Source organism: Desulfogranum marinum, assembly GCF_963675105.2.
GTDB lineage: Bacteria > Desulfobacterota > Desulfobulbia > Desulfobulbales > Desulfobulbaceae > Desulfogranum > Desulfogranum marinum.
This window is the reverse complement of record NZ_CAXXRO010000004.1, coordinates 642678-666979: the sequence shown is the minus strand read 5'-3', so window position 1 is coordinate 666979 and position 24302 is coordinate 642678. Positions and strand designations below refer to the sequence as shown.

Genomic DNA, 24302 nt, shown 5'->3' with positions numbered 1-24302 from the left:
ATATTTTATTTGAAATTTTTCAGCCGTTTAGTGGCAACTAGTGAGGAGTATAGAATGAATTGTACACAAATGAGCGATCAGGTTTTCCAGCTCAAAGTCAACATTGAAGAAGATGGCTACCTCTTTGAAGGACTGTGGCCTGTTCCCAATGGGGTAAGTATAAACAGCTACCTTATAAAGGGAGATAAAACAGCGATCATTGATTTAACCCAGGATATCTATGAATTGACCAGCTCACTCGAACAGCAGATGGAGCAGACCGGAGTCAACATAGAAGAAATTGACTATGTGATTGTCAACCACATGGAACCAGACCACTCAGGCATGTTGCGTGCATTTGTTGAAAAAAATACGACATGCAGAATTGTCTGTTCTGCTAAAGCAGCTCCTCTTTTGGAACAGTTCAGTTCTGTCCCCATGGGCAGAGTTGATATTGTCGGTGATGGTGACACCCTTGATTTGGGGGACGGCATGGTCTTGCGATTTTTTATGATTCCAAATGTGCATTGGCCGGAAACCATGGCAACCTATCTTGAGTCTGAAAAAATACTGTTTCCTTGTGATGCATTTGGTTCATATGGTGCGGTGAAGGAGCAGGCCTTTGATGATCAACTCTCAGATGAACGTGTTGCATTTTTTGAACAAGAATCGCTCCGTTACTACGCAAATATTGTTGCCACCTTTTCCCCTTTTGTTGAAAAAGCCATTGAAAAGCTAAGCTCTCTTCCCATTGACGCCATTGCCCCTTCCCATGGAATTGTGTGGCGCAAAAATCCTTCGGCAATCATTAACCATTATAAACGCTATGCCTCCTACGCTAAGGGACCGGCAGAACCTGAGGTTTGTCTTATATGGGCCTCCATGTATGGAAACACAGGCAAAACCATAGCTCCTCTTATAAAGGGCATCAAATCAGAAGGCGTGGAAGTACGCACCTTCCGTGTTCCGCAGGATGACCTTGGCCATATCCTTGCCGCCGCATGGAGGGCTGCTGGATTGGTCTTTGCGATGCCGACCTACGAGTATAAAATGTTTCCGCCCATGGCGCAGGTTATTGAGGATTTAATGATCAAAAAGGTCAAAAATAGAAAGGTGCTGCGTGTTGGTTCCTATGGCTGGGTTGGTGGTGCGGAAAAAGACTTTAGAACGAGAACCGAAAAGGCCGGCTGGGACATTATGGACAGTATAGAATTCCAAGGCGCACCTGGAGATGAGGATTTAGAAGCAATGGAGCAGGCAGGGAAAGAATTGGCGCAAAAAATCAAACAATTCTGCAGTAAATAAAAACGATCCTGACAGAGACATAACTCTGTCAGGATTCCTTACCCTGGATACACAAGAAACAAGAGGTAAAAAAAATGGCTGAAACAGTCGTAATTTTAGGGGCAAGTGAAAAACCTGCAAGATATGCCTACAAAGCGATGCAATCTTTAACCAGTCACGGTCATCAAGTACTGCTGGTCAATCCTTTTAAGGCAAAAATTGAAGATCAGCACTGTCACGATTCTGTGTCCAGTATAACAGAACAGATTGACACTATAACCTTGTATGTTAATCCAAAAAGATTCCAGGATCATATAGATGACGTTATTGCATCGGCACCGAAAAGGGTGATTATGAACCCAGGGACGGAAGACGATGATGCTGAAAAAAGGTTACAAGAGGAAGGTATTGAGGTACTGCGAGCATGTACTTTAGTGATGCTCGCAACCAACCAATATTAATGCGGATTCATTGTACCATTACTCTCAAGCCCGGATTTCTATAAAAAAAGGAGAAACCATGTTTGCTGTTATTGTCAAAGTACAGATCAAACCCGAACATCGGGAAGAATTCATTGAAGCCATGCTTGCCGATGGTCGCGGATCTGTAGAAAAAGAATCTGATTGCCTGCTCTTCAATATCGTTGAAGACCACTCTGATCCCAACAAATTGCACCTCTATGAAGTCTATACAAGTGAAAAGGCTTTTGAGGTGCACAAGGAAACCCCGCATTTTATAACCTGGCTGGAAAGTACACAGGATTGGCTTGCCGTCCCTCTAGACATTTCAACCGGCAGCCATCTTTTTCCATCTGATTCGGTCTGGCAGAAACAACAATAGTTTCCCATGCAAAGGACATGTGGCTCTCCTGAAAACTGAACAAAAAATCAGGAGCGCCATTTGCTCACATCCATTTCCTGTTCAGTTTTACCGACGATGCAGGTTATGGCCAGGTCACCTGTGATATTACAGGCTGTCCGACCCATATCCAACAAGGCATCGATCCCGAAAATCATCGCATAGGCCATGGCTACCGTGGTACCCGGCTCAACCTGCAAGCCAACAGAATTAAGCACCATCATCAACATAAGTGCACCTGCTCCAGGAACTCCCGCAGTCCCGATGGAAGCCAATACAGCAGTGGCAATGACAGTCATCTGCTGCTCAAAGCTCAGCGGAGCGCCGATGGCAAAACCAATGAAAATGGCGCAAACCCCCTGGTAGATGGCAGTGCCGTCCATATTAATGGTCGCCCCCAAGGGGAGTGAAAAGGAATACACGCCCTTGGAAATACCCATTTCTTCTTCAGCGACCTCCATGCTCACCGGTAGGGTACCGCCGCTGCTACGGGTCACGAAGCCGGTAACAATCGCTTGCTTGGCCTTGGCAAAAAATTTGATCGGCGAGAGGCCAAAAATAGCAAGTCCAGCCCCGTACACCAAAAACATATGGGCCAAAAAGGCAAGGTAGACAGCTAAGGTGGTGATTCCGAGTGGGCCAAAAGCTTCCGCCCCCTGGGTCCCGAAAACCACCGCAATAAGTGCAAACACTCCAATAGGCGCATACTGAAGTATCCAGTGAACCACCAGATACATGATTTCCGCACCGCCTTCAAAAAAATGAAATACCGTTGTCGCAGCATGCTTAATACGCTGGTCCTCACTTTCTCTCAAAAAAGCAATGCCGATACCAAACATGAGACAGAAAAAAATGGTGGGGAGAATTTCACCGGAGGTAATGGCATTAAAGGGGTTAACCGGCACAATATTGATAACGGTATCAAGCAACGATGGTGTTTCCAGGGTTGTTTTGGCAACTTCGCCCCCGGCACCGGTCAAATCAAGACCTCTTCCTGGTTTAAAAATATTGCCGAAAAGCAGGCCAAGGCCAACGGCAAATCCGGTGGTGACCATGTATATGCCCAGCGCTTTGACACCTACGCGTCCTAAACGAGCAGGGTGGACACTGGCCGCGCCTACAATCAAAGTAAACATGACAACAGGCATAACGATCATTTTCAACAGCCTGACAAAAATATCACCAAAAGGGGAAACCCAGCTAATCTCCTCGCCGAGCACCAACCCGCCCACAGCACCACATATCAAACCGAGCATGATTCTGAGCAGGAGATTAGATTTAAAGTACCAGTTGAATAGTTTCATAATTGTTCTCCCTGCTTATTCATAGCTGCCGCCCTTTGCATTGATAGCCTTTCTCCTTCGCTCTTCCAGCATTTCCTTCTTTTGCTGGATAAATCTATTCTGTAGCATTTGAGCGGGGGTCAGAGAGGTTGGTGATGCTGTTTTCCTGGCCCAGGTGAGTGCGACAAAATAGTCATGGATAAGAAGATCCAGGGTACCGTCCGAACGAACCTGATCAATAAACAGGTTGAGCCAGTGCAGAAAATCCTGGTCGCCCTTACGGATTGCGAACCCATAGGACTCCTGGGTTACTGGTGCCAGCAGGGCCTTAATTTGAGGATGAAGGCTGGGGTGAGTAGCCCTCCATATGCTGACAAAAGGTGAGTCCGCTGTCACGGCATCTACTTCGCCGTTGACCAATGCCGCAGCAGCGGCCTCCACCGTGGGGTAGGTTTGAATCGAGGCAGGGGCAAAGAGTTGTCGTGCAAATTCCTCATGGGTGGTCCCCGCCTTGACCCCTACCCGTATGTTTTTGATGGATGTCAGATCAAAATACGATTCTGCAGCGCTGTCAATTTTATCCCTTCGTACTAAGGCGGCCTGGCTCACTGTAAAATAAGGCTGGGTAAAGTTTACCAGCAGGCCGCGTTCAACGGTCCGGGTCATCGCTGCGATAATGATATCCGCTTTGCCGGACAGCAAGGCTGGAATCTGCTCCTCATACAGCGCAGGGCGGATAAAGGTGAGTTTTACCCCCATATAGTCTGCAACAAGTCGAGCCAGGTCAACATCCAATCCCGTCGGTTTCCCCTCCTGCTCCATGGAGAAGGGGGGGTAGTCCTTGTTCAGTGAAACAATGAGCTCCCCTTTGTCCTGAATCCGCTCTATTTCACCAGCCTCCAGCGCTGGGCACAAAAAACACCAGATGAGCATCCCCAATAATAGTAAATACTGTTTTTTCATGATTACCTCTCTCCAGGTTACATTGAAAAACACTTCAACCGGTACTCCCTGGCACCGCGGTGACCAGGCAGCGACCATCAGGAAACCGAATAGCAACAACTACGGAAAAAAAGACTCACTCAGGGCAGAGCACATTCAAGTATAAACATTAATTTATTATTTATATTAAGCACTTCAACACAGAAAACAATCTGTACTGTAACCCCCGTCCCAGATAATACACCTGTTAAGGTATCAGGTTTTTATCCGTTTTCTTTTTGGTCGGAGGATATGATCAACCACCCTGAGAGCAACAATCGTAAACAATCCTGCAAACAACACCTGGGCAATACGCAGGTAAAAGTTGATACTTGCCTCTTTGTCGACTCCGGTTGAACTGCCAAGCAAAACCAGAAATGTCGTCAAGCCTGAGGTAAAAGCTGCTGCATGCGCTCCGCCGGTAAAAATTTTTACTGAAAACAGATAGGCAAACAGACACACCACCAGTAATAGAAACATATAAGTGGGAACGGCTACCAGCAGGTTGAATGCAACAATCATGGCAGCTCCGCCAATGCAGGTGGCCAGGGAATTGGCCTTCATCACCTGAAAGGAGGCAACAGTACTTGGTGTGCCGGCCATGAGGCAAATATAGAGCATGGCAAGAGCGTACTGGGCAAGATTGAAAGAAAAAAAGAAGGCAACGGCGCTAAGGGCAACAAGAGTACTTGTAAGGGCGAGGCGCGCCCGCTCTTCTGGTGTAGTTTCCGGCGGTGGAGGAGGCTTGGCAGCGGCAGGACCTCCTGCCTTTTGCGCAGCCAGGCTGTCGGGAATGAGCCGGTGAAACAACCAAGCAAAAAAAAGGCCGCAGGTCATGTTAAACAGCAGACCAATGGCTATCATGTGGGAAAGCTGGGCTCCGGAAAGCCCCATAATTGGTACCATTATAACGCCTATGGTCATAAACAGGGTGGCCATCGGCGGTGCGGCAGGCGTGTCGTTATAATAGATATAAAAAAGCAATATGCCTAAAATCAGTATGCAGAGAAGAGGGAAAACGAGCAGATATTCACTGATAATCAGCCCGATAAACAGACTAAATACAAGGCGACCTATGAGCTGAACAGCCATTTCCCAGCCGATCCAGACAGGAAACAGCAAAAATATCGCTGCAAAAATAGGGGTAACAAAAGAGAGTGGCCAGGCAATACCGTAACTTACGGCCACCGCGGCGGTCAGGCCAGCGGTCATGCGCACTATTTTTACAGTGGTTACATTCATTATCACACCAGGTGAAGAGCTACCGTCAGCATGGTCCTGTCCTCCTCTGGAGCCTCTCTATCAATAGGCATGGGAGAGAAAACTGATCATCCGAATCCAAAATCGGCCAAGTGTATTCAGCACCGGCTTGTTGCTCGTATACACTATGACGTTCACCTGCCCGCCCATACGTTTAAACTCTTTGGCAGAACCATCGGTAAATGCTATCAGCACCGGCATATGCTGCGCCTGTCGCAACCACCCCTGAGAAGGCTGCACAGTTGTCAGACCACCAAGGGTGTTACCTGCATTATCAGACACACCATACCCAACACTCAAAACCTTCCCTTTAAAAATATGGCCTGGTGCAGCATCCAGGACCAGCTCCACCGGGTCGTCCTTCTTGATATTCAAGAGACTGTTTTCCCGCATATCAGCCTGGATCCAGACAAACTTGGTGGCAAGAAAGGTCATCACCGGTGCTCCAGTAGCAGCATAATGGCCGACATCAACAGTCAAGTTGGTAATTATACCATCTGAAGGGGCCCGTAGAGTGCTCCGCTTAAGGTCAAGTTGAGCCGTTTCAAGAGCCGTCAGTGCTGAGCGGACCTTTGCATTATCCTCACCTGTTTCGCCAAGATGACTTTTTGCCTTTTCCAACTCTGAGCGCGCACTTGCCAATTTTGCCTTGCTGGCCTCAATTCTTGACCGGGCATCATCTGCCCTGGATAATGAGGCGGCGCCCTGTTTTGACAGTGTTATAATGCGCTGCCCTTTCACCTGGGCATTGCGGAGGTTGGCTTCTGCTTCAGCAACTCTTGCCTGGGCAGTTGTGACTGCGGCAATATCCGCCTCCGATGTTTGTGTAGCCAGCTGCAGGTCTGCTTGAGCTCGACGAACTGCCAGCTCATACTTAGCGGTATCAACCACTGCTAAAACCTGCCCTTCTGTTACAAATTGATTGTGAACCACATTGACCGATGTGAGCGGGCCAGAGACCTGTGGCACGATGGGCACCACAAAGGCTTCTATTCTGCCGTTGCTGGTATAGGGTGTATATTTATCCGCTAAAATGTGGAGACAGAAAATAAGGACACAGAGACCGACAATAATTGCCGTCCACAGTGAAACTCGATCGATTTTCTTTGGTTTATTAGTCCCCTCTTCTTCCACTGGTGCAGTACCTGCTAAAGGGGCTTCTTCGTTGGTGGCATTTTTTTCACTCGACATAGTTCAACCCAGTTAAGAATTATCAAAATACCGTATGTTGCAGCCATCATTCGACCGGGCATACCCTTTAGAGTAACCTCAGGCTCCTGCAGAACATTTTCTATTGGAGCGGATACTCCAACAGGCGTCCCCAATCTGTTCGTTGTTTCATTGTATCTTTCACCGCATCGGGTACATACGGCTTTCCTTCCCGAATCTGCCACCCTCCACCAACAGCTTTGTACAGCGCAACCATATCAGTGGCAATATTACCTTTTGTTTGTGCATACTGATCCTGCTTTTGGGTAAGTGATCTGGTGGAATCAAGGACACGCTGATAATCGGCTAATCCTTCCTTGTACTGCAGCATGGAAAGCTCGGTCGATCGCCTTGAAGTCTCCACTCCCTGTTTGAGCAGCTCAGCTTCCTTAATTGCCTGATCCAGTGTCTGCATCGCATCTTCCACCTCTCTGGCGGCATTGAGAACCGTATTCTGGTATGCCGTGATCAGCTGCTGCAGACGGGCATCCTGGATGCGGACCTCGTTTTTGAGCCGTCCATAGTTGAACAGATTCCATTGAAAGGCAGGACCAAAGCTATAAGAAAAGCTATTGGCATCAAAGATATCCCCCAGGTCGTTGCTACCCCTGTCGGTTGCGCTCCAGCCAAGGGAGCCAAACAGAGTAAAGCTTGGAAAAAGCTCTGCTCTGGCAATCCCGATCTGGGCACTTTGAGCCGCAGCCTGCATTTCTGCTCGACGAATATCAGGTCGGCGGCGGAGCAGTTCAGCAGGCATCCCAACTGCTATTTTGGTCGACAGCTGAGGCATTTCACCAGGGGGAAGAACAGTAGCATCCATTTCTTCAGGCAGCATTCCCAAAAGTACAGCCAATCCATATCTAAAGGAATTAAGCGAAGCAGTCAGGTTTGGAATGGTTGCAAGGGTGCTTGAAAGCAGAGTCTTTGCCTGGAGAACGTCCAGCTCGGTAACGGTCCCAGCTTCAAATTGGAGGATAACCAACTGCAGCGATCTCTGCTGGAGTTCTGCATTTTTTTGCGCGAGGTCGATACGCTCCTGCTGGGTCCGGATGGCAAAATAGGTGCGAGCAACTTCCGCTGTCAACGAGACCAGCAGATCATCATAATCTGCCACAGCGGAGAGCAGGTTGGCATCAGCAGATTCAATTCCACGACGGAATTTACCCCAGAAATCCATCTCCCAGGCAGCATCAAACCCGATTGATCCGGCATTATAATACCTGTTGTCAGCTGGACCTGTTGCTCCGATGGTGAACAGGTCACCATTCATTTCCTGCACCTGGGGATACATATTTCCTTTAACACGTCCCAACTGGGCCCTGGCCTCCATAATACGCAGCCCGAAACTACGGAGCTCCAGGTTCTGCTCAAAGGCAGTTGCAACAAGTTGATCCAGCACAGGGTCATTAAAAAGAGTCCACCAGGCTATCGAATCATCTTTTGATGGCTTTTTAAACAACGGAGTATCGTCGACACTCCAGCCTGTCGGCTGCTTTGCTTCCGGAGTCTGATACTCAGGCCCAACCATCGCACAGCCGCCAAGCAGGAGCAAAACAAACACAGAATAAACATATGATCGAAACCATACCGTATTCATGGTTGTTTTTACCCTTACGCTATTCTGCCTTGTCGGTTGTATCCGCCAGAGAAGCGTCGCTTTCTTCATCAACCCAGGCTGTAAACAAAGTGTAACTGATGGCCACTACCACTGCGCCTACAAACAAACCTATGATGCCGGAAAGCATCATACCCCCCAAGGCGCCAAGCAAGATCACCAGCATGGGAATATCAACCCCGCGCCCCATGAGCAAGGGCTTTAAAATGCCGTCACTGGCACTCACCACAATGGCCCAAATAAGAAAAAAAACTGCGGGCACAGTGGTAGTTGCGGTGAAGACCCATGCAGCAACAGGCCCGAGAACAAGTATGGGCGGCAGTTGAATCACTGCCATTACAAGTACAAGAGCAGCCCACAACCCTGCCGCAGGCACGCCGACAATCACCATACCAATGACTGACAGAACTGACTGGATAACCGCCACTCCGACAACGCCCTGCATCACGCCTCTAATGGTTGCTGTGGCAAGACTGGTAATCTCTTCCCCGCGGTCACCTGCAAACCGGGTAATAATTTTTTCAATTGCTGCAGAACTTTTTTCGGCTGTAGCCAGAAATGCGGCAGCAATAGCCACGGAAATGATAAACATAAAAACGCCTTTCACCCCACCGCCAACAGAACCGAGCAGGGTAAGGGCTCCGGTTTTTAGCTGCGGGCCGTATTGCTTCAAGACTGTTTCCAGGTTGATGGAGGCCTGGGTCCAGGTTTTACTCAGTGAGGGGCCGATCAACGGCCATTCACTGACACTTGCAGGCGGGGGTGGAACTTTTAAGGTATTTTCTTCCATTGCGGTTGCAATGGATTGAACAGTATCTACCGAGGAGGCAACCAGTTTTACGGAAGGAATAATCAGGGCTGCAATAACAACCAAAGCAAAAAGAACAGCCGCTGCTTTTCTCCGTCCTCCCATCATTGCCGCAACTCCGGCAATAAAGGGCTCCATGGCAACCGCAATAATAATCCCCCAGAGAACAGGCATCAGAAACGGTTTAATGATAAGCAAGGTCCAGAGAACCATTGTTCCAAGAATACAGATTTTAATGACGGTTTCGATGAATTCTTTCTGAAAAGACTTGGACGTATCCGACGTATTCATGAGCAATTGTCCTCCATAGCATAGGTACTGTTATAGCATTGTCATACTTTCTATAGGCCTTTCCTTTTCTTCTCTTGCAGCTCTGGCTGGTGCTCCATATCCACCCTCTAACACCACCACTATATGTTATTAAAATCAATTATTTTTTTCAAATAATTTCCAAAAAACAAGACCATAATGTACCCAAAGTAATGATCCAAACCGGAGACCGGCACCTATACAGCACCCTACGGTACACCCCGAATCTTGCGGTCGACATAGTGCAAGTGCAGGCAGACCTGTGCCGTCACAACACACCTGGCCGGCTCAATTATCACCAGCTCTGCTACCGCTGCCTCCGCATGCGCAACCGGTCACAAACCGTTACTACGCTTCCTCGAATTTCTGTTAATGGTTGAAGGCTTTCAGGTTTACTGGGCAGGTCACAAAAATGATCCTGTTTATTTGACAAAGGACTTTTATTGCCTTTGACGATGCAGTAGAAGTGGCTAATACGCTTGCCATGGAAGATATAGACGGCAGCAGTCATTGGCCGACACAGGTGCTACGAAAATGTCTACCAATGGCGTTGTGGAGACATTTTTCTGGCCCAGCACCTACAGAGGGCTTTCCTGATAGCAAGTCTTGGGATCAAAGAAGGTAGTCTTGTCAAACATACTGCGTCCACTGCTCATCAACAGCACCATACGCCCCCCGGATTCCTCTTGATTGTAAACGGTTACACCATGTGATACGTTGGCTTATCCTGTGCAAATAAATCCGGGATGATATATTCCACCGAAAATAGTCAATAATGGAGCTCACTTTAGGCGTACACCATTTCTTAAAGGAGTGGTTTTCCATATTCCTTTATTTGATTTTTCATTCTCAGCAACTCAATATTTCCAGGAACAACGACTTCTGCATCCGGTTTGTAATCCAGACTTCTTCTGCGCCCCCTGTATTTAACCGCACTCAAAATCAGCTTCATGGTCTCAAGACGAGCCCTGTGCTTATCATCTGATTTTACAATCCACCAAGGGCATTCCCGGGTATGCGTTTTTTGCAGCATCACCATCTTCTTCTCGGTAAACTCATCCCAGAGATCCTGGGCCTGGAGGTCAACTTCGGAGAGTTTCCACTGGCGCAGGGGATCGTTGCGGCGTCGCTCAAACCTTTTGGCCTGCTCTTCTTTGGAAACAGAAAAATAAAGCTTGAGCAAAATCGTTTGTCCCGCATCCAGGATAAAGTTATTTTCGTAAAGGGTTACCTTTTTCAAAAATCGATTATATTGATCATTGGTGCAGAACTCCATAACCGGCTCAACCATTGCCCGGTTGTACCATGATCGGTCAAAAAGAACGATTTCACCTGCTCTGGGAAATTGCTCGATATATCGTTTCATGTGCAACTCGGTCCGCTGCACGGGGTTGGGCTTTCCCAGAGCCACCACTCGGTAGTGTTTTTCATTCATATACCTGGTTATCCGCCGTATTGTCCCCCCCTTGCCTGAAGCATCCCGTCCATCAAAGAGAATGATCATCTTCTTACCGGTTCGCTCCAGGTGCGCCTGCATTTTTATGAGCTCCGCCTGGTAGATCTTCAGTTCTTCTGCTTTATAGTATTTTATCAGGGCAGACTTGATGATCTCCTGCTTATGTCGCTCCTGCAATATGGCATACATCTGCTCATGATAATAGCTGTCAGCCTCAGGCTCACAGGATTGATAATCAAGGCTTTTTAAAACGTCTTCGATACTGCTGTTTGTCTCTTCTTTCATAACTGTAATATTGTGAACTTCAGGTTTGCCACCAGTAACTTCGGGTAACTGTAAGGAGGTAGAATAAAAAGGTACGAATATATCACCAGTGTGTTAGCATTCGGTTAGAAAAAAGCCAAACCGCTCATTTTTTGGGCCAGACTCATTTACTACTGCCAACAACAAGTAAAAATTTGCTCACCCAATATATCCCGGTAAGACTCCGAAGCGTACACTCTCATTTCTTTTTTTCACAATCTGATGAACAACCAATCCCCCATATTTGAATACCGTGATTATCTCAGGCAGCATTACGGTGACGTTCTCTACCGGGTGCCACTGGATGCTGGATTTGGCTGCCCTCACCGAAGCAGCAATGGCTCCGGAGGGTGCACTTTCTGCCCTGAAGACGGAGCCCGTGCTGTACAGATAGGCAGTATTGAGGATATCCGCGAACAGATCCACGCAGGAGTGGCATTTGCAAAAAAACGCTACCAAGCCAAGGCATTTATGGCCTATCTCCAGGCGTTTACCAGTACCTTTACCTCACCAAAGCTGTTGAACGAACTTGTCAACACCATCAGGAAGGAACAGCATTTCCGAGCCATAACCTTTGGTACCAGACCCGACTGTCTTTCTCCAGAGGTGATAACCTACCTGCAAAGCCTCAGCGAGCAACTTGATGTATGGGTTGAACTCGGTATCCAAACAGTACATGACAAGAGCCTGAAACGTATCCATCGTGGCCATGATTGGGCGTCAGGAAAAGAAGCAATTTACCGGCTCCACCAGGCTGGAATCTTTGTCGGTGTTCATCTGATCATCGGCCTTCCAGGCGAGTCCCTGGATGACTTCCAACAAACCATGCACACTCTAGCCCCACTCCCCATAGATGCCGTAAAACTGCATAACCTGCATATAATCAAGAACACCACGCTGGCCAAGACCTTTAATAAACATCCCTTTCCAGTGTTCGATGAATATGAATATGCTGAAATCCTGCTCAAACTGTTGCCACTCATTCCTGCGGATCGTCCGCTTATTCGTCTGACAACCGACACCCCGCAAGACGTATTGATTGCCCCCCAATGGTCCAGGACCAAGGGCCAGTTCCGTCAGTACCTGCTGCAACAGTTGCACAAAAGGCAAATACGCCAGGGCATGTCCCTCCATTCTCCAGCACGAAAAGAATCCCCCAAGCAACCGATGGAAACACCACCCGAAGCTTTTCTTACCGAAGATGGCAGCATCACCTTCTGGAATACGGAACTCAAGGAATATTATCATACCCTTGCCGGAGCGAGGTCAGAGGCCGGCGAAAAATACTGTTTACCCGGCCAACTGAAAAAACGCCTCGGCAACGGCGCAGTCCGTATTTTGGATATCTGCTTTGGGCTTGGCTATAACAGCCTTACTGCCTGTGAACAGGCGATTCGGGATGGTGCAAATGTAGAAATAACTGCCTTGGAAATAGATAGAGGGGTTGTGGCGACTGCTGCTGAAAAAATGTGTGAGACCGATACTGCTTTTCACTGGAACAACTGCTTACAAACACTCTGCAAACAAGGAGTATGGAGCGAAGCAGGGTGCTCGATCCGCCTTTTATGGGGTGATGCCCGTCACACGCTCACTCAGGTGAAAGGTCCCTTTGATCTCATATGGCTCGATGCCTTCTCTACCCAAAGAAACAGTGAACTCTGGACCGTCGATTTTTTTGAACGTTTGCTTCCTTTGCTCCACCCTTCGGGCGCATTACTCACCTATTGTGCAGCTATTCCGGTGAGAGCTGGATTAGTGGCTGCTGGTTTTACAGTGGGAGAGACCGATGCCTTTGGCCGCCCAAGAGGCGGAACCATTGCCGGGCGCTGCCGAAAAATCATCAGCCAAACGCTACCGGAACGCGATCTCTTTTTAATGGAAACCCTGCGCGGAATTCCCTACCGGGATCCCCAGCAGACTCGAACCAACAGAGAAATACTGCGCCACCGTGAGCTCGAAATTGTGGAGCGCAAAAAAGATATGAAGCAGCAACGTCCTTAAAAAACAATTCATTTGTGTTGAAAGACAAGGGCGTGATTAGCACCAAAGCAACGCTTGACAGCCAGAAAAATAACCAGCACCGACCCTAAAGCTGTGGAGGCTGTGAGCATAACCATAACTATAATCTGATACCGGATCGCGACCATGGGGTCTGTACCGGACAGAATTTGTCCTGTCATCATCCCCGGTATAAAGACAATACCGACACCCATCATGGAATTGATTGACGGGATCATACCCGCCTTAATTGCCTCCCGCGCAAAGGGTCGCCCAGCTTCTGCAGAGGAAGCACCCAGACAAAGCTGCATTTCAATTTCTTGACGTCTGGCATGCAAATCCGCAAATAATCTTTCTAGACTGATGGACAAGGCAGTCATGGAATTGCCAACTATCATCCCGGCAAGCGGAATAAAATAATCAGGCCTCCACCATGGTTTGGCTCCAACAATGACCCCTGTGACAAGAACCGAAATAAGCAGATAACTTAAAAACATCGAAATAAAGACAGGAAAGGCCACCGGCACCTCACGCTCCCCGACCCGACCCTTGATGATGTGGACAGCCGATCCGATCATAATGATAAATATTGCCAGGGAAATCCACACACTGGGATGCCCGAACACCAGAGTCAGCACGTACCCGAGAATAAAGAGCTGGCTAACCGAACGAAGCGTTCCGATCAACAGGTCTCTTCCCAGTCCTAAGTGCAAGTAACACGAACACCCTCCGGCAACAAGAACAAGGCCAAGTGCCAGTAGCAGCTGCCAGAGTGAGAGGTCAATGAACTGTCCGGTCATCGTGGTAACTCCTCCAAGTGACAATTGCTTTCACGGAAACTCCCACTGTCAAGCGCAAGCCTTCTGACAGTTACCTGCTCTGGGACAAAATGCGCATGGCTTATCATAATTATCGTCAAGCCCCCTTTGTTGAGGTCTTCCGTCACTTTTTCAACCACCTTCCTGCTCACCGGGTCAAGGGCACTCACCGGTTCATCAAGCAACAATACCTCTGGTTTCAGCAATAAAGCACGAATCAGGCACAAACGCTGACGCTGCCCAACGGAAAGAGAGCCTGCAGGTGCCTTGAGTTCAACATCATGGAGCAGTAAGTGGTCGAGCTGCTCGCGAAGTTGCTCGCTTGATGGCCGGACAAGTGATCGATTCGTTTGAAAACCATAGGCCATCAGCAGGTTCTCTCGTACTGTTCTTTGACTGATGATTGGTGTCTGCTGGAGGAGGACCATCTTCGTCCGTAACGCAGGTGCATCCAGCGTAGTCAGTTCCCGGCCACGGAATGCGACGCTTCCTGACTGAATGTGTTCCAGCCGGACCAACAAACGCATGAAAGTGGACTTCCCTCCTCCGGAAGGTCCGGTGATCACGATAAACTGACCAGGCTGGACCGTCAAAGACACCTTATCGAGCACCAAACGGTTGTCAGGTGTTGTGTGTGAAAGTTCCTTGACCACCAAAAGCGGCTGATGCACGGAATCCACTGATTTCGGCATGATCACACTGCTCCTTTTGCCCAATTTATCATGTAATTATTCAAAGCCGACTGCAATGTCGTTACCCTCTACATTGCACTGCCAGCTAACACATTTTTTATAATTCGTGTTGACACATTCACGAATACCAGTGTATTGAGTGTTACGAATTAAAAAATCATCACACCGCTCACGGTAGAGTTCACAAAACAATAATTTACCAGGAGTCTGCATTGAAGAACAAGCTTCGTTTTCTACTCTTTTTGTTTACCAGTCTGGTTTTCTCTTTTTTCACCATTGTAACCAGCGTCTACGCCCACTTTGGGTCCATCATCCCCAGTACTGACATTGTGAGTCAAGGGGATCCCCCTTCTGTAGTTCTGAATGTCGCCTTTCTCCACCCCATGGAACAAGAGCTGATGAATATGGCAAAGCCGAAACAATTTGCTGTAGTTCGTGGCGGGCTAAAAAGTGACCTTCTTCCAACCCTGAAGGAAACGAAAGAAAACACCCCTGATCAGAACCAATCGGTAACCCGCTGGCAGGCCACATATACCCTCAAACGTCCGGGGGACTACACCTTTTTTATGGAACCGCAGCCATATTGGGAGCCCACAGAAGATACCTTTATCATTCACTATACGAAAGTGTGTGTCCATGGATTTGGTCTGGAACAAGGATGGGATCAACCCGTTGGACTGACAACGGAAATTATTCCCCTGACTCGGCCCTACGGGTTGTGGACCAATAACCTCTTTACCGGCCAAGTGCTGCTCAATGGCCAACCTGTTCCCTTTGCCGAGGTCGAGGTAGAGTATTTAAACGGATCAAAAGACAACTCATCCCTGGTGACCCCACCAAGTGCTCCTTTTGTCACCCAAGTGATTAAAGCAGATGGGGCGGGTATCTTTTCCTATGCCATGCCGCGACAAGGATGGTGGGGTTTTGCAGCCCTCAACCAGGCCCAATGGAAACTGCCACACGATGGAACGGATAAAAACGTTGAGCTGGGAGCTGTCTACTGGGTACACACCAGGGACATGGAGTAAATGATAACACGAACAATTACATTGCTCTTTTTTTGCTCTCTGTATTTCTTTTGCGCCACCCACCCTGCACAGGCCCATAAAGTCAATATTTTTGCCTATATTGACGGAAGCACCGTCTACACGGAAAGCTATTTTTCCGACGGCAGAGCTGTTATTGAAGGCAAAATTGAGGTAGCAGACCAAGCAAAGCAACTGTTGCTCCGAGGAACTACAGACAAGCAGGGTTTTTTCACTTTTCCCCTGCCTGCAAACAAAGGCCCACTTACTATTGTCCTTGATGCCGGCCTGGGTCACAAAAACAGCTTTACCCTCAAACCAGCAGCAAGGGAGTGAGTACGCTTGAAGAGCCTACAGCCATTACAACATTGCTTGCGGACAAGTATTCTGTTGCTGACAATGATACTCATGCAGCCAGCCATACTTTGGGCAGCAGACAATAATAAAAGTAGCCAATCAAAACAGACAGAGCCGGCACAACACTACACCTGCAGCGAACTGGGAACATTGATTATAAACCAGCACAAACAGTGCACCCAAAGCCTGCACAGCCTGAAGCGGGACATGGCAGCTCTGCAGCAAAAAATGGATCAGCCGGGCATAGAGGATATTACAGCCGGTATAGGTTACATTCTCGGTATCTTCGGTACTGCAGCCTTTGTTGCCTCCCGGCGAAAACAGACCAAAACACACCAATAGATCATGCATATTGCAGACGGCGTTTTACCCACTTCCATCATCTTTACCACCTATGCCCTTTCAAGTGCAGGCATTGCTTACAGCCTACGCAAAATAAACCCGGAGGACCTGCCCAAAATTGCCGTTGTCACCGCGTCTTTTTTTGTCGCCTCCCTGATTCACCTGCCTCTGGGACCAACAAGCGTGCACCTACTGCTCCCCGGTTTAATGGGCGTTCTCCTGGGACCTGCCGCTGCGTTTCTCAGTGTGGTCGTTGGGTTAGTGCTGCAATCCATTCTGTTTCAATTCGGCGGGCTCACTGCTCTGGGAGCAAACAGCCTGATGATCGGTGTACCCGCATTTTTGTGCGGCTTGCTTTTTCTTCGTTTCCAAGGGTCGACTCTGCGCAGCAATGTCGCCGGCGCTGCCATTGTTGGAGGTTTGGGGACCGTATTGGCCGCCCTTATCCTGGCCGGCCTACTTTATACAAGTGGTGAAAGTTTTTTCAGGGTTGCGCAACTTGCCCTTGTCGCCCATATTCCGGTGGCCCTGATTGAGGCAGTGGTCTCGGCGGCTACAGTTTCTTTCATCTTCCGGGTAAAACCTGAAATGCTCTACTGGTCACGCACCCTCCTTTACACAAATGATGCAGCCAGATAAAATTATTCTTGTTTCGCCCTGGGTAACATGTGCACTCATCGGCCTTTTCATCGCCTGGCCGCTCTACCTGCTCTGCAAAAAAAAATGGCGCTCCTCAGCAAGCAACAATAATCGTAATACTGCGCCACCGGACTGGTCGATCGCTCCAGGAACTGCAGCAGAAAAAAAACAGTCTTTTTTGCATGCATGGGATCCCAGGTTAAAAATAGCCACCCTCTTTACATTCTGTTTTGTGGTTGCTTCTCTGGACGCTCTCGGCACCTGCCTGGCAGCACTGCTTATCTCAATTTCGGCAGTCTTGTACAGTCACACGCCCTGGATTCGGGTTAGAAAAAGATTAGTCGCCATTTCCGGCTTTCTTGCCATGTTCCTGGTCATAATGCCATTTACCAGTCCTATGGTAGAGGACGAGACCATTCTTCTCTTTCCATTTTTATCAGCCCTCCCTTTCCATATGTACGGCTTGCTGACCGCTGTTCTCATTTGCCTTAAAGCCTGCAGCGTGGCACTGTTGATGGAGCCTATGTTCGGCACCTCATCGTTAACGGTTTCCCTGCAGGCCTTGCAACAGCTTGGTGTGCCTGCGCCCATCATCCAGATGATCCTGCTTACCCATCGCTTTATTTACCTTTTTCAACAGGAAGCAAACCGCATGCACAGAAGCATGAAACTGCGAGGTTTCTCCCCCAAAACCGATATAGCGACCATGCGCATTACCGGGAACTTTTTAGGGATGCTCTTTATCCGCTCTTATGAGCGAACCGAGCATGTGTACGAGGCCATGCTCAGCCGCGGATACAATGGTGTTTTTCCCGTGTATACCCAACACAGGATCTCGGTTAAAGATATTGTCACTACTGGTGGCTGGCTGATAACCGGACTTGTCTTACTTCTTTTTGACGCTTCTGCTCAAGCCCTGTGGGTGTAACCGATCTCTCTTCTACAACCAAACAACCGTTCGCCAATGTACCCTATGAGCCGATCTTTTCCTCCAGCTCCTTCTCCACTTTTCCAGTGCAGGCAACTCTGCTACACTTACCCCGACAATACAGCTGCTTTACATGACATCGATCTTGCAATAGGCCCAAGGGACCGTATCGCTCTTGTGGGGCACAATGGCTCGGGTAAATCCACCCTTATTCGGCATTTTAATGGTATCCTCCCCGTACAAAAAGGCGAACTCCTTTACCACGGGAAACCACTTGCAGGCGAGCATCTTTCAGCCATCCGCTTGAAGGTTGGTGTGCTGTTTCAAGATCCCGACAACCATCTTTTCTGCAACAGCTTATACGAAGATGTGGCATTCGGCCCTCTGAACCAAGGAAAAAACAGACAAGAAGTCGACCACCTGGTCAGGACAAACCTCACCAATGTGGGCCTGGAACAGTATCTGTTCAAACCGGCACATCTGCTGAGTTACGGCCAAAAAAAACGGGCTGCTTTTGCAACAGTTATGGCCATGGAACCGGAAGTGCTCATCCTTGACGAGCCGACCGCCAATCTTGACCCCCGCCAAGAGCAAATCTTCAAAAAACTCCTTACTTGTTTTGAGGGTACGCTCATTATTATAGACCATGACCTGCTCTTTTTGTATGAGATATGCACCCGCGCTGTTGTATTGGCAAAAGGCAGGGTTTGCCATGATTTTTCAATGGATGAGCTGGTATCCGATCCCACACATCTGCACGACCATGGACTCAACTTCATGTTCCGCTTTACCTGCTGTGGTACGCACCATGAGCAATCCCATCACCACCATCATCACCATACCCATGATCACAACAGCCGGGAAAGCCACCTTCCAGCTCCCTCTCTCCCCACCCCCCCACTGATTGAACTCCAACACTATACCTTTACCTATCGCGACAACAGTCCCGGTATATCGGATATCAACCTGTGCATCAATAAGGGAGACACCCTGGCACTTATTGGTGAAAACGGGGCAGGAAAATCAACACTGGCCCACTGTTTGATGGGCCTCCATCAAGGAGAGGGTTACCTCCTGTTTCAAGACTGTCCACTCTCAAAAGCCGGACGCCGTACACTTCGCCGGCATATAGGCATGGTTTTTCAACACTCCAGTGATCAACTCTTCTGCCCCTCCTGTTGGCAGGAAGTTGCATTTGGTCCCCAGCAAATGAAGCTGCCCGTACAAAAAATTAAGCAACGGGTACAAGAGGCGCTCGCCGCCATGCAACTGGAGGGATATGATGACCGCGTGCCACTGCACATGAGCGGTGGGGAGCGGAAAAGACTGGCCATTGCGGCTGTGCTGGCAATGCAGCCCGCTGTCCTCATCCTGGATGAGCCCACTCCCAACCTTGATCCGCAAAGTGCATTACTGCTCATGGAACTCCTTGAGCAGCTACCAATCACGACAATACTCATCACCCATGATCTTTTTTTCATCCGCAACCTCACCAAACGGACAGTGGTTATGCATCAGGGCCGTATTGTACGGGATTACGCCACCACTGATTTTCTCGCCGACGACCACCTGCAGGCTGTCAACGGTTTAGACTACACCTATAAAAATAGTTGCATACAAACAATCCAAAAACTGCAGGATAAAAATATCTCTGTACCCCAATAAATAAACAGTCATTCTCCTGTAGCAGCTCCTTGCATTCACCTGTTGCCAGGCGTCGGTCACTTATATAAAAACAATATAATTTCAAACTATTACCTTTACACCTATCCAATTAATTGTTATTTCAAAAAAAAAGAACATGATCCATGTACACTTTCATCAAATAACATGATCTTACAACGATTTTTCACCACGGCCGTCAGCCCCCTCCTCCTTTGCCTGCTCCTTTTCGCCGGATGCAAACAAAATACACCACCTCTCCCTGTCCTAGGATCCTTTGATCAAGATTTTTCACTGACTAATCAGGATGGTCAAACAGTTACCCCTGCCACCTTTAAGGGCAAAATTTACGTGGCTGATTTTTTCTTCACCACCTGTCCAACCATCTGCCCGATCATGAAAGTCCAAATGACCAGAGTGTATGAGGCATTTGTTGATAATCCGGCAATCCTGTTGTTGTCGCATACCATTGATCCAGATCATGATACGGTGGAGGTGCTCCACGACTTTGCACAGCGTTTGCAAATAGAGACCAGTAAGTGGCATATGGTTACCGGGCCCAAAAGCATTATTTATCCCCTGGCCAAAAAATATATGCTGGGAGTGGTTGAGTCGAGCCAGGCTCCCGGCGGCTACATCCACAGCGGCAGTTTCTGCCTGATAGATGCAAACAGGAACATTCGCGGTTATTACGACGGAACAGACAGTGCTGAAGTGGACCAACTTATTAAAGATATAGGGAGACTGCAGGGAGAAAAGTAAAATGAAGATCAGGCACCTGATCCTTCTGCTCATCGGAGTGGGAATGCTCTTCGCAGTATTTACTCCAGCCGCTGCGGATGACGGAGAGCAACTTTACCAGACCCACTGCAGTGGTTGCCACGGTATGGATGGCCAAGGATTTCGCCGTCTTTATCCCACCCTCCATGGCTCACCCTACTTTGATCAAAAACTGATGCAGCTCCCGTGCATCATTCAAAACGGACTAACCGGCACCATCCGTTTACAAAACGGGACCTATAATCAAACCATGCCCGGCAACAGGTCCCTCAATGCCGAGCAAATAGCCCTTCTGCTCCGCTATACTTCCCGATTTTCCACCAGCGGACCTGCAGAGGTAACCACGATTACCCCTGAACAAGTAGAGTACCAGCTGAAACAATGTGCCCGTAATACAAAATAATTCTTCAACTTCCCGTCTGTGAGGTAACGATATGAGACGCTATCATCTTTTTAGAGTATTCGTTTTCCTTCTTCTTGTACCTGGCCTGTTTGCAGGATGCCAAAACAGCCAACAGAGGGAGCTTGAACAGCTGCAAAGCGAAGTAATGCGCATCCATGACCGTACCATGGAAAAAATGGGCTATATGTATGAACTTGAAAGTAACCTCCAGAAATTGATAGCTCAAAAGAAGAACAATGCAAGTGGAGAAAGGTGGGAGGAAGCTATTCAAAAATTGCAGGAAGCCCAGGCCTCGATGATGCAGTGGATGCACAAATATGTACCCCCAAAAGAGGGTACCCCTTATGCAGAGCAGATGACGTACCTGCTCGGCGAAAAACAAAAAATCATGCGCGTTGAGCAACTTACCACAGAAGCGATTCGTTTAGGCGAGTCCTTGACCGAGATACCATAAACATATCAAACGTCTTTGAATTCTTGGCAAACGAACATCTTCATCCACTTGAAAAGGCCGTTTTCCACCGAGCCCAGCCAAGGGGGATAAAACAGCAGCAACCGAATACAACTGCAGACACCCCAAGCTGTATCAGCTCATCCATGGTAAGCGATACCACCCCAAACAGACGGTGAACTGGAGTATACAGGATAATGCCCTGCAGTAGAAGAGACAATGCAACCGAACTCCACAACCATGGATTAGTAAACAAGCGTACCCTGTAGCTGCTGCGAATGACAAAAACCAGCAGCATTTCAAAAAAAACCACATAGGTAAAGGCAACCGTTCTTGCCCGCTCCAGCTCTTCCTGATCAAGCCTGGCCCCCCCTGCATTTTCAAAACAGAACAGCCCTATCAATGCACCAGTAACTCCAAGAAATAGCAACAACCGTAGATGATATCCGGAAAGGATGGGTGCCTTTTTAGCAATTGGAGGTCTCCGCATAATATCACTGCTGTAAGGGTCTACAGTGTAAGCCAATGCCGGAGCACCATCGGTGATAAGATTGATCCACAACAGGAGCAAAGCGGTGAGCGGTAAATTCCATCCCAGAATTACGGCCAGAAAGACCAGCAAAAGTTCCATCAGGTTACCGGACAGGAGCAGCATGATGGATTTCTGGATATTATCATAAATCCCTCTCCCCTCTTCCACAGCATCAACAATATTGGTAAAGGAATCGTTAAGCACCACAAAATCAGCAGCTTCTTTTGCCACTTCCGTTCCGCTGCCGACCGCTATCCCTATATCAGCCTTTTTCAAAGCCGGTGCATCATTGACACCATCCCCGGTCATGGCTACCACGTGATCACTCTGCTGCAGGGCTTGAACAATGCGCAACTTGTGGTGTGGAATTACCCTTGCAAAAATATCGGTGGTCTGCACAGCATTGATCAGCACATCATCATCCATATCGTCAAGCTCCTTGCCGGTCAACACTCTCCCTGTGATCCCTATCTGCTCACCGATCGACTTTGCCGTCTCTTTATGGTCACCGGTAATCATAATCGGTCTAATGCATGCCGCTCTTGCACGCTGGATAGACACGGCCACATCATGACGGGGGGGATCGATCATGGCTTGAAGCCCGACAAAAACCAGCCCTGTCTCATGCAGAGTATCGTTGATTTCAGCCTCACGATAGGCAAAAGCCATAATCCGCATGGACCGGCCTGCGAAGTCGTTTATCGCCTTGGTAATAACGGCTCTTTCTTTTGTGGTAAGAGCAGCTTTGCTGCTATCATTTTTCTGAAAATAGGCACATTTTTGCAAAAGGTGATCCGGAGCACCTTTGGTGTGCATAAACGTGCCGCCCTCTGTCCGAACAAGGACACTCATACATTTACGCTTTGCATCAAAAGGAATCTCACTCAGACGCTCTCCATGGAAAGCTACACCTGCAGTTGCAGCACTGACAAGCAGGGCACACTCTGTCGGACTTCCTGTAAGCACATGATCGCCTGACTGGTCGCCGGATTCCGCATTGTTGCAGGTAACTCCTATGGTGAAAAGAAGACGCTCTGTGAACGAAAAACTTTTATGTTCCGGCGGACTGTTAAGATCAAGTTCCCGCTCCATGGTCCATCCTTTTTCCACGGTCATCCGGTTTCTGGTCAGTGTCCCTGTCTTGTCCGAACAAATGACATCGCAGCTGCCAAGGGTTTCCACAGAAGTAAGGCGCCTGACCAGTATCTTTTTTCCAAGCAGGCGTTTGGTCCCTATTGACAGCGCAATGGTCACCACCGCAGGCAGTGCCGTGGGTACAGCGGCAACCGCAAGACTAATGACAACAAAGGAAAAATCGATAAAGACCTTCATGTCCAACTGCTGTCCATCGGTAACGGATCGGCCGACAAGAAGACAAAAAACCAGCAGACAGATTCCAGTGATCACCAGCCCTAGTTTACGGCCAAAAGTATCGAGTCTTCTTTCAAGCGGGGTCTGTTGATGCTCGGCGGCTGCGATCATCTGCGAAATTCTGCCGACCTCAGTGTCCAAGCCAATGCCGGTAATAACCGCCACGCCTCGGCCACTGACAATCGAGGAAGCGGAAAAGACCATATTACGCCTGTCTGCCAAAGGCAGCTCACCCGGTAAAGGGTCTATTATTTTGGGAACAGCCTGGCTTTCTCCAGTGAGGATTGATTCTTCAACTTCCAACTGGGTCACATTGATTAAACGTCCATCAGCAGGAACCTTGTCACCTGATTCCAGGCAGACGATATCACCAGGTACCAGCTGCTCCCCATTAATACGCAGCCGCTTGTTATCCCTGATCACTGTTGCCGTAATCGTGGTCATTTTACGCAACGCTTCAAGTGACCGGTTTGCCCTGAGTTCCTGAACAAAACCAATCAGCCCATTCATAATCAAAATAGCAAGGATGACCATTGCATCCGTGTACTCTTTCAGAACAAGAGAAAAAAGCACTGCAAACAGTAGCAAATATATAATAAAACTGGTGAATTGGTGGATCAGAATACGCCAGGCAGACACTGGCGGTTGGTGCTGTATACGGTTGGCACCGTACAGGCGTCGACGTTTATCCACCTCTAGCTGAGAAAGTCCTTTCTGCGAGGTCTGTAAACGATCAAGTATTTCAGCAGCTGAGATAGAATAGATACCATCCATATCGTGATCCTGACCAAAAGAAAATGGTATATTACGATAGAGTCATACTAGAACCATGCACAGGAATCCGCCACTTATTTTTTAACACACACCGGCACCTGACCAGCCAAAAGCTGAAAATGGGTTGCAGCCTGATTTCTGCCTACTCACTCAAGTTATATTTCCCTGTGTGTATTCATCAGATA

General features: G+C 48.4%; 23 protein-coding genes. 13 read left to right on the top strand and 10 right to left on the bottom strand.

Features of this window, described 5'->3' with window-relative positions; genetic code table 11:
* Positions 1-54 precede the first annotated feature (54 nt).
* The 3 genes from ACHZCY_RS11895 to ACHZCY_RS11885 all read left to right on the top strand — a co-directional run bounded on the left by ACHZCY_RS11895 (position 55) and on the right by ACHZCY_RS11885 (position 2103).
* Positions 55-1284, top strand: a complete 1230-nt coding sequence (locus ACHZCY_RS11895; RefSeq protein WP_205224156.1) for an FprA family A-type flavoprotein — start codon at positions 55-57, stop codon at positions 1282-1284.
* A gap of 74 nt (positions 1285-1358) precedes the next feature.
* Complete coding sequence (locus ACHZCY_RS11890; protein WP_319549037.1) at positions 1359-1724, top strand: CoA-binding protein; 366 nt, start codon at positions 1359-1361, stop codon at positions 1722-1724.
* A gap of 58 nt (positions 1725-1782) precedes the next feature.
* Positions 1783-2103 carry a putative quinol monooxygenase gene (locus ACHZCY_RS11885; RefSeq protein WP_319549036.1) on the top strand — a complete coding sequence of 107 codons (321 nt, stop codon included), beginning with the start codon at positions 1783-1785 and terminating at the stop codon, positions 2101-2103.
* A 47-nt stretch (positions 2104-2150) separates the two neighbouring features.
* On the opposite strand, the gene ACHZCY_RS11880 is transcribed toward ACHZCY_RS11885, so the two are convergent.
* From ACHZCY_RS11880 to ACHZCY_RS11850, 7 genes are all read right to left on the bottom strand, one after another.
* Positions 2151-3425, bottom strand: a complete 1275-nt coding sequence (locus tag ACHZCY_RS11880) for a dicarboxylate/amino acid:cation symporter (RefSeq protein WP_205224153.1) — start codon at positions 3423-3425, stop codon at positions 2151-2153.
* 15 nt (positions 3426-3440) lie between these two features.
* A complete protein-coding gene (locus ACHZCY_RS11875; RefSeq protein ID WP_319549035.1) occupies positions 3441-4367 on the bottom strand; it encodes a transporter substrate-binding domain-containing protein in 927 nt (308 codons plus the stop codon).
* Positions 4368-4601: 234 nt separating this feature from the next.
* A complete protein-coding gene (locus tag ACHZCY_RS11870) occupies positions 4602-5627 on the bottom strand; it encodes a DUF2955 domain-containing protein (RefSeq protein WP_319549034.1) in 1026 nt (341 codons plus the stop codon).
* Between the two features lie 60 nt (positions 5628-5687).
* A complete protein-coding gene (locus ACHZCY_RS11865; RefSeq protein ID WP_319549033.1) occupies positions 5688-6836 on the bottom strand; it encodes an HlyD family secretion protein in 1149 nt (382 codons plus the stop codon).
* A gap of 100 nt (positions 6837-6936) precedes the next feature.
* Positions 6937-8520: an efflux transporter outer membrane subunit gene (locus tag ACHZCY_RS11860; RefSeq protein WP_319549032.1), complete on the bottom strand. Its 1584-nt coding sequence runs from the start codon at positions 8518-8520 to the stop codon at positions 6937-6939.
* Complete coding sequence (locus ACHZCY_RS11855) at positions 8471-9568, bottom strand: AI-2E family transporter (RefSeq protein ID WP_205224148.1); 1098 nt, start codon at positions 9566-9568, stop codon at positions 8471-8473. The genes ACHZCY_RS11860 and ACHZCY_RS11855 overlap by 50 nt, the downstream gene beginning before the upstream one ends.
* An 823-nt stretch (positions 9569-10391) precedes the next feature.
* Positions 10392-11327 (bottom strand): polyphosphate kinase 2 family protein, encoded by a 936-nt coding sequence (locus ACHZCY_RS11850; RefSeq protein WP_319549031.1) that lies wholly within the window; start codon positions 11325-11327, stop codon positions 10392-10394.
* 240 nt (positions 11328-11567) lie between these two features.
* Between ACHZCY_RS11850 and mnmL the strand changes: the two genes are divergently transcribed.
* The gene (gene mnmL, locus ACHZCY_RS11845; protein WP_205224146.1) at positions 11568-13346 is read left to right on the top strand and encodes a tRNA modification radical SAM protein MnmL/YtqA; all 1779 of its coding nucleotides are present in this window, start codon (positions 11568-11570) and stop codon (positions 13344-13346) included.
* An 8-nt stretch (positions 13347-13354) separates the two neighbouring features.
* Here the strand turns inward: mnmL and ACHZCY_RS11840 are convergent, their stop codons facing one another.
* Both ACHZCY_RS11840 and ACHZCY_RS11835 read right to left on the bottom strand, forming a co-directional pair.
* Positions 13355-14143, bottom strand: coding sequence for an ABC transporter permease (locus ACHZCY_RS11840; protein ID WP_319549030.1), 789 nt, complete (start codon positions 14141-14143; stop codon positions 13355-13357).
* Positions 14140-14853 (bottom strand): ABC transporter ATP-binding protein, encoded by a 714-nt coding sequence (locus tag ACHZCY_RS11835; protein WP_319549029.1) that lies wholly within the window; start codon positions 14851-14853, stop codon positions 14140-14142. The genes ACHZCY_RS11840 and ACHZCY_RS11835 overlap by 4 nt, the downstream gene beginning before the upstream one ends.
* 212 nt (positions 14854-15065) lie before the next feature.
* On the opposite strand from ACHZCY_RS11835, the gene ACHZCY_RS11830 reads away from it, so the two are divergent.
* From ACHZCY_RS11830 to ACHZCY_RS11790, 9 genes are all read left to right on the top strand, one after another.
* On the top strand, positions 15066-15881 hold the full coding sequence (locus tag ACHZCY_RS11830; RefSeq protein ID WP_319549028.1) for a DUF4198 domain-containing protein: 816 nt from the start codon (positions 15066-15068) through the stop codon (positions 15879-15881).
* Positions 15882-16214, top strand: a complete 333-nt coding sequence (locus tag ACHZCY_RS11825; RefSeq protein WP_319549027.1) for a hypothetical protein — start codon at positions 15882-15884, stop codon at positions 16212-16214.
* Positions 16215-16286: 72 nt separating this feature from the next.
* Positions 16287-16577 carry a hypothetical protein gene (locus ACHZCY_RS11820; protein WP_319549026.1) on the top strand — a complete coding sequence of 97 codons (291 nt, stop codon included), beginning with the start codon at positions 16287-16289 and terminating at the stop codon, positions 16575-16577.
* A 3-nt stretch (positions 16578-16580) separates the two neighbouring features.
* The gene (gene cbiM, locus ACHZCY_RS11815) at positions 16581-17216 is read left to right on the top strand and encodes a cobalt transporter CbiM (protein ID WP_319549025.1); all 636 of its coding nucleotides are present in this window, start codon (positions 16581-16583) and stop codon (positions 17214-17216) included.
* Positions 17200-18144 (top strand): cobalt ECF transporter T component CbiQ, encoded by a 945-nt coding sequence (gene cbiQ, locus ACHZCY_RS11810; RefSeq protein WP_319549024.1) that lies wholly within the window; start codon positions 17200-17202, stop codon positions 18142-18144. Before cbiM ends, cbiQ begins: the two co-directional genes overlap by 17 nt.
* Before the next feature lie 45 nt (positions 18145-18189).
* Positions 18190-19809: an ABC transporter ATP-binding protein gene (locus ACHZCY_RS11805; RefSeq protein ID WP_319549023.1), complete on the top strand. Its 1620-nt coding sequence runs from the start codon at positions 18190-18192 to the stop codon at positions 19807-19809.
* Between the two features lie 165 nt (positions 19810-19974).
* Positions 19975-20568 carry an SCO family protein gene (locus tag ACHZCY_RS11800; protein ID WP_319549022.1) on the top strand — a complete coding sequence of 198 codons (594 nt, stop codon included), beginning with the start codon at positions 19975-19977 and terminating at the stop codon, positions 20566-20568.
* Between the two features lies 1 nt (position 20569).
* A complete protein-coding gene (locus ACHZCY_RS11795; protein WP_319549021.1) occupies positions 20570-20989 on the top strand; it encodes a c-type cytochrome in 420 nt (139 codons plus the stop codon).
* A gap of 31 nt (positions 20990-21020) precedes the next feature.
* On the top strand, positions 21021-21443 hold the full coding sequence (locus ACHZCY_RS11790) for a hypothetical protein (RefSeq protein ID WP_319549020.1): 423 nt from the start codon (positions 21021-21023) through the stop codon (positions 21441-21443).
* Between the two features lie 40 nt (positions 21444-21483).
* On the opposite strand, the gene ACHZCY_RS11785 is transcribed toward ACHZCY_RS11790, so the two are convergent.
* Positions 21484-24117, bottom strand: a complete 2634-nt coding sequence (locus ACHZCY_RS11785) for a cation-translocating P-type ATPase (RefSeq protein ID WP_319549019.1) — start codon at positions 24115-24117, stop codon at positions 21484-21486.
* Positions 24118-24302 lie beyond the last annotated feature (185 nt).